We start from the raw sequence: 7,259 nt of genomic DNA, 5'->3' as shown, positions 1-7,259 counted from the left end.
ACAGTTTCAAAAGCACTTAACGACAGCCCTGAAATTAGTGAGCAAACAAAAACCAGAATTAAGGAATACGCGAAACTAAAAAATTATAAACCAAACGTAATTGGGCTGAACCTCAAAAACAGGAAGACAAAAACGATAGGTGTTATTATTCCAAATATTCTGAATTCTTTTTTTGCCAAAGTATTTAGTGGTATAGAAAAAGTTGCCGACGAAAAAGGGTACAATGTTATCATGTGTATTTCTAACGAATCATTGGAAAAAGAAGCACACACTTTGGAAATGTTGAGCAATGGAACTATTGATGGTTTTATTTTGTCCATTTCGGAAGAAGCTCAAAAATTACACGAATACAATCATTTTAAAGAGATTATAAACGAAGGAACGCCAATTGTAATGTTTGATCGCATTGCTGATGAAGTGGATTGCGACAAAGTGGTTGTGGATGATTTTGATTCGGCCTTAAATGCAACCCAACATTTAATAAATACAGGATGCAAAAACATCGCCTTGTTTTCGTCTGTGGATAATTTAAGCGTAGGAAAACTGAGAGTCGAGGGCTATTTGCAGGCTTTGAAAAACAACAATATGGCCGTAAATCCCAACTTGATTATTAGAACGGATTCCGAAGACGATTTAAAAGAAAAAATAGACAAAGTTTTTGACAGCAATACCATTGACGGAATTTTTGCTTTGGACGAAAATGACTCTGTTGCCGCATTGAGAATTGGACTTAAAAAAGGGTATAAAGTTCCCGAAGAATTATCCATCATTGGTTTTGCCGATGGAATTCTGGCTTCCAGAAGATTGTCACCAAGTTTGTCCACTTTAAGTCAATACGGAGTGGAAATAGGTGAAGTAGCTGCCAATGTTTTAATCAATAGATTAGAATCCAAAGAAGAAAATCTGCCTTATGAAACCGTGATTATCAAAACACAATTGAGGGAAAGAGAATCGACCAAGAAGCTGTAGTTGTATCATTGTGAGGAACAAAGCAATACTATTGTTTGCTATTGCAGCATAAATGTTTCATTCCTCGCAATGACAAAGTAACTTGTCGACTAAAATTAATGTGCTTCCAACCAATTTTTCCCCATTCCAATTTCTACTTCCAAAGGAACATCCATTTTAAAGGCATTTTCCATTTCGTGTTTAATCATCGGCTGGATTTTTTCCAATTCGGAGTTGTGAACGTCAAACACAAGCTCATCGTGTACTTGCAGCAACATCTTCGATTTCCAGTTTTCGGAAGTTAGTTTTTTGTGAATGTTAATCATCGCAATTTTAATGATATCGGCGGCAGAGCCTTGAATTGGGGCGTTTACGGCATTTCTTTCGGCACCACTTTTGACCATCATATTGGCAGAATTGATGTCTTTCAAATAACGTCTTCTTCCCAAAACCGTTTGAACATAACCGTGTTCACGGGCAAAATCCACCTGATTGGCCATATATGATTTCAATTTTGGATAAGTGGCATAATACGCATCAATCAGCTCGGCGCTTTCTTTTCGCGAAAGCGAGGTTTGGTTGCTCAATCCAAAGGCGGAAACCCCATAAATAATTCCAAAATTCACGGTTTTGGCATTGCTACGTTGTTCTTTGGTCACTTCTTCCAGCGGCACGTTGAAAACTTTGGCAGCCGTGCTTCGGTGAATGTCTTCGTGGTTTTGGAACGCCTTGATCATATTTTCCTCGCCGGATAAAGCGGCAATGATGCGCAATTCTATTTGTGAATAATCCGCAGAAACCAAGGTGTAATTTTCGTCACGAGCGATGAATGCTTTGCGAATCAATCGACCTCTTTCGGTACGAATCGGGATGTTTTGCAAGTTCGGATTGTTGGAACTCAAACGTCCCGTCGCTGCCACGGTTTGCATATAATCGGTGTGGACGCGGCCTGTTTTGGCATCGACTTGATTCGGCAAGGCATCAATATAGGTACTTTGCAGTTTCACCATTTGACGCCATTCGAGAATGTCGCGCACAATTTCGTTGTCGTTGGCCAAGTACGACAAAACTTCTTCGCCGGTGGCATATTGGCCAGTTTTGGTTTTCTTTTGTTTCGCTCCGCCAATTTTCAATTTGTCGAATAAAATATCGCCGAGTTGTTTCGGTGAAGCCAAATTGAATTTCTCGCCTGCGGTTTCGTAGATTTTTTGTTCCAAAGCCGCACTTTCCTTGGCCATTTCAATCGACATTTCTTGCAGGAAAGGAACATTCAGGTTGATGCCTTCCAATTCCATTGCCGCCAAAACGGGAATCAATGGAATTTCGATTTCGTCAAACAATTTCTTGGTTTCGACTTTGTCCAGAATCGGGCTGAAATTTTGCTTCAATTGATAAGTAATGTCAGCATCTTCGGCGGCGTATTCCTTGATGTCTTCCAAAGCGACTTCTCGCATTGTTTTTTGGCCTTTTCCTTTTTTGCCAATCAAATCCTCAATGGATTTTGGAGAATATTTTAAATAAGTTTCCGATAAAACATCCATATTGTGGCGCATATCGGGATTGATCAAATAATGGGCGATCATCGTGTCAAACAATTTTCCCTTGATTTGAACTCCATAATGCGACAGGATTTTTAAATCGTATTTGATGTTTTGGCCAATTTTCTCGATGGTTTCGTTTTCGAAAAAAGGCTTGAATTTGTTTGCTAACACTTGTGCTTCCTCTTGATTTTCCGGAAACGGAACGTAAAATGCTTTTCCTTTTTCGAAAGAAAACGACATTCCCACCAGTTCGGCATTCAAGGCGTCGATTCCCGTGGTTTCGGTGTCGAAACAAACCGAAGTTTGGTTCATCAAGTTTTGTAACAACAATTTTACGGCAAAGTCACCTTGGATGCTTTGGTAAAAATGCTCGGTGTTTTCCAACGTGGCATAATGCGAACTCGATTTTGTTTCGCCACTTTCTTCATCCGAAAAGCCAAACAAGTCAAATTGGTCTTCGTTCGATTTCTTGGCAGGCGCTTTTTTTATTGGTTGAGGTTCCTCAGTAGGAGTTCCATTTCCGTTGGTGTCGATTTCGTCGTATTCTTTTCCGGTTCCAAAATATTTGTCAAACTGCGCTTTCATTTGTCGAAATTCCAATTCCTGGAATAATTCGTCTGTTTTTTCGACATCGGGTTTCGATAATTCGTAGTCTTCGGCATTGAAAGTCACGGGACAATCGAGTAGAATGGCAGCCAATTTTTTGGACAACAAACCCAATTCGGCATTGGCTTCGATTTTGTCTTTTATGGCACCTTTCAATTGGTGTGTATTGGCCAAAAGGTTTTCCATCGAACCGTATTCTTTCAGGAATTTTTTGGCTGTTTTTTCGCCAACGCCCGGCAATCCTGGAATGTTGTCGGCAGCGTCGCCCATCATTCCAAGGAAATCTATTACTTGTTCCGGTCTTTCGATTTCGAATCGTGCCAAAACTTCGGGAATTCCCCAAATCTCGATGTCGTTGCCCATTCGAGCGGGTTTGTACATAAAAATATTTTCGGAAACCAATTGTGCAAAATCCTTGTCCGGCGTTACCATATAGACTTTGAAATCTTCTTTTTCGGCTTGTTTGGCCAAGGTTCCTATCAAATCATCGGCTTCAAAACCAGGAACTTCTATAATAGGAATGTGCATTGCCTTCAATAATTCCTGGATATAAGGAACGGCAATTTTGATGGCTTCGGGCGTTTCGTCACGATGCGCTTTGTATTCTTGGTACATTTCATATCGATACGTGCTTCCGCCTTTGTCGAAAGCCACGGCCAAATGGTCTGGTTTTTCGCGTTTGATGACGTCCATCAAGGCATTCATAAATCCCATAATGGCCGAAGTGTCCATTCCTTTGGAGTTGATTCTTGGGTTTTTGATAAAAGCAAAATAACCACGAAAGATTAAAGCGTAGGCATCGAGCAGGAAAAGACGTTTTTGTTGTGACATAAATTGTGTTTTTGTAAAGTTTTCAAATGTACAAAACTTGACAAATAAAGGGGTGAATGATTGATTGAATTGTTTTAATTAAAGTCTAAATTTAATTTGTTTAACCAATGATTTGCTATTGTAAAGAAAAATATCTTGATAAGAACACAAAAAACCTGTTTCAATGCGATTAACAAAATGAAAATTGAAGTTACCCTTCTGGATAGTAAATTAAGGCGAAATTCATTAAAAAATTTCACACAAATTCGGCACAAATTCGAATGTTTTATTTGGATGAAATCGTGTCTTTGGATGTGTAAAGGCTAGTTATTTAAGTCTATTATTAAATATGAGTTTATAATTACAATTTGTGTCACACAACGTATTTCATCGATTAAATACGGTTTTTAACGACGTATAAATTGATTTTCATTTATCTTTGATGTCAATATGTTGTTATAATGCCTTAATGGTTTGTTATGAAAGAAAAAAGCGTTGCTAAAAAGGTGTTATTTGCCTGTTTGTTGTTTGGTATGTTAATGACAACAAATGTTTTTGCCCAAGTGGGAATAGGAACTGTTACTCCCGATGAAAGTTCAATATTAGACATTACATCTACTACTCAAGGATTGTTGACGCCTAGAATGACTACCGCGCAACGGAATGCTATCGTCACTCCAGCTGATGGTTTGATGGTATATGATACGGAATTAAAATCTTTTTATCATTACAATAGTACAACAACTTCTTGGAACAGAATGAGTAGTGATGCTAATGGTAGACTTAAATTTAAACGTATAAAATCGACTGATGTTTTAGCTACTGTTTTGGCCGATGAGAAAGCGGCTGGCGGCGGAAGTAAATATCTTTTGGACACAAGTACTTTATATGAAATTAATGGTACTGTTAACGTCGATTTTCCAATAGAATTGAATAATGCTTATTTAGTTGGTTTGGATTCCGGAGAAGATAAGCTGGTTAAGGCTTCAGGAGATCTTTTTACGGGAACAACTGGTGGATCAATTCGCGTATTAACTTTAACGGCCACAGCAGGAAAGGTCTTTAATATCACGGGAGGCGGTACTCAAAATTTAATTTTTAGAGATGCAGTTGTTGCCAGTTCCTCGAATGTTGGTGTAATTGATAATTTTGCCTTAGTTTTCATTAGTATTGTCCAGTATGTGGCAAACACTACTGGGATTATTTATAAAGATGTTAACAAATTATTGATTTCTAATGCGGGATGGTTCGGGAATAATTTGGGAACCTATGAAACCCTGCAAGGAACTTTTGGGTTGGTTGAAAAAACAGGTGGTTTTACTGAGGTTGCAGGTGCAAACATAGGGTTTGATGTGTCTTCTAATCCGACTATTAACGTTGATGCAGTAGTTAGAGATGTTGTTTTTATGGGAACACTTACAACGGGAAAATATGTGAATGGCTATAATCCTTCTATTTATTCAGGATATAATTTCAATAATAAATGGAACGTTAACTGTTCGGGTATACCGGTAGAAGCGGATGCTGCTGCAACGGGAGATGTTAATTTTGATTATGCAGTAGGTTCAGGCGCGTTAACTTCAACTTCAGGAACTGCAGTGAAATTAGCAGGGAATACAACTTCAAATAATCTCTTCAGGTTCTCTACTGGAGCAACAAACAATAAATTAATTTATTTAGGGACAAAAAAACGATATTTCAGAACAACGGCAACTTTTTCTTTCCAGTCATCACTTAGTGCAGCAGGAGTGTTTGTTTTTTATTTAGCAAAAAATGGTGCTGTCATTAATCAATCCAAAGTTTATTGTGGTGTTACATCAAGTGATGTTGATGCTGCGACTATTTTGTCAACAGTTGAAATGTCTACTAATGATTATATTGAAGTATGGGTTTCCAGATATTCGGGATCAGGTGATGTAAAGACAGTTTCTTTGAATTTAGTTGTTAATTAAATTCAATTTCTGGTAAAATTACCCTGAAAAATTGTATTTAAAAAAACCGGAAAATGCTTTTTTTGTAAAATTGTCGCTTGAAATATTTCTGGTATGGTTTTAGTTAAAATTCAATTAATTAAAATCCGTTTCACCTAATTAATTTGTTATTTTGCACAAAATTTATATCTCGATGATTTTACGCATATTCATATTGTGTCTTGTTCTTTTTGTTATTGAAATCTATGCTTATCAGGCATTAAAGACAGTGGTAAAGCCAAAATCTTTTTTGGTTTCCTATCAAATAATAAGCGCACTTCTTTTAGCTTTTATAGTTTATTCTTTCACGCAATTTGACCGTTCTGTGGGACAAACGGGTCAAAGTATGCGTGCAATGGGTTTACTTCTTTTAGTGTATATTCCCAAAATTATTTTGACCTTGGTGCTGTTTGGCGAAGATATTTATCGAATTGGTTTTGGTTCCATAAATCATTTTGCAAAATTCAACGACAGTGTTGATTTTCTAGCTTCAAGGCGAAAGTTTGTCAGCCAAATAGGATTAGGAGTAGCGGCAGTTCCTTTTTTGTCCATATTGTATGGAGTGACAATGGGAAAATACAACTACAAAGTAATTAAACAGGCTATATTTTTTCCTGATTTGCCAGATGCTTTTGATGGCATGACCATAACACACATATCCGATGTTCATAGCGGAAGTTTCGACAATCCGGATAAAATTAATTATGCCATAGACTTGATTAACGAACAAAACTCGGACTTGATTTTGTTTACCGGTGATATTGTCAACACTGACGCCAAAGAAATGCATCCTTGGATTGACACCTTCAAAAGAATCAAGAAACATAAGTACGGTAAATATTCGGTGCTGGGAAATCATGATTATGGCGAATATGTGACTTGGCCTTCGGAAGCAGCCAAAGAAAAGAATTTTCAGGACATAAAAGATTTACACGAGCAAATTGACTTCAAATTAATGTTGAACGAGCATACTTTTATCGAAAATGGAACTGACAGAATTGCCTTGGTTGGAGTCGAGAATTGGGGTGAAAAATTTAAAAAAGCGGGTGATTTGCAAAAAGCATCGAACGGATTGTCAAAAGAGGATTTTAAAATATTGATGAGTCATGATCCAAGTCATTGGGATGCTGAAATAAATACTCACGAGAAAAATTTCCATTTGACATTATCAGGTCATACCCACGGAATGCAATTTGGGATAGAAATTCCAGGGGTTATAAAATGGAGTCCAATACAATATGTTTATAAACAATGGGCTGGTTTGTACGAAAATTTGGGGAGATATGTATATGTAAATAGAGGATTTGGCTTTCATGCCTATTCCGGAAGAGTAGGAATTATGCCTGAAATTACCGTGATTGAACTAAAAAAAGGCAGGAATGTA

At 37.5% G+C, this 7,259-nt stretch carries 4 protein-coding genes; 3 read left to right on the top strand and 1 reads right to left on the bottom strand.

Translation table 11 applies throughout. From position 1 onward, the window contains the following. Positions 1 to 969: LacI family DNA-binding transcriptional regulator (locus C0430_RS02630; RefSeq protein ID WP_290865189.1), on the top strand; the 969-nt coding region annotated here is incomplete at its 5' end. 95 nt (positions 970 to 1,064) lie between these two features. Here the strand turns inward: C0430_RS02630 and polA are convergent. Beyond that, the gene (gene polA / locus C0430_RS02625; RefSeq protein WP_290865187.1) at positions 1,065 to 3,926 is read right to left on the bottom strand and encodes a DNA polymerase I; all 2,862 of its coding nucleotides are present in this window, start codon (positions 3,924 to 3,926) and stop codon (positions 1,065 to 1,067) included. A gap of 458 nt (positions 3,927 to 4,384) precedes the next feature. On the opposite strand from polA, the gene C0430_RS02620 reads away from it, so the two are divergent. Continuing rightward, complete coding sequence (locus C0430_RS02620; RefSeq protein WP_290865185.1) at positions 4,385 to 5,857, top strand: hypothetical protein; 1,473 nt, start codon at positions 4,385 to 4,387, stop codon at positions 5,855 to 5,857. A gap of 172 nt (positions 5,858 to 6,029) precedes the next feature. After that, positions 6,030 to 7,259 (top strand): metallophosphoesterase (locus C0430_RS02615; protein WP_290865183.1); only part of this gene is annotated, 1,230 nt, incomplete at its 3' end.

This window comes from Flavobacterium sp. (assembly GCF_013823965.1).
Classification (GTDB): Bacteria; Bacteroidota; Bacteroidia; order Flavobacteriales; family Flavobacteriaceae; genus Flavobacterium.
This window is presented reverse-complemented; position numbering and strand designations above follow the sequence as displayed.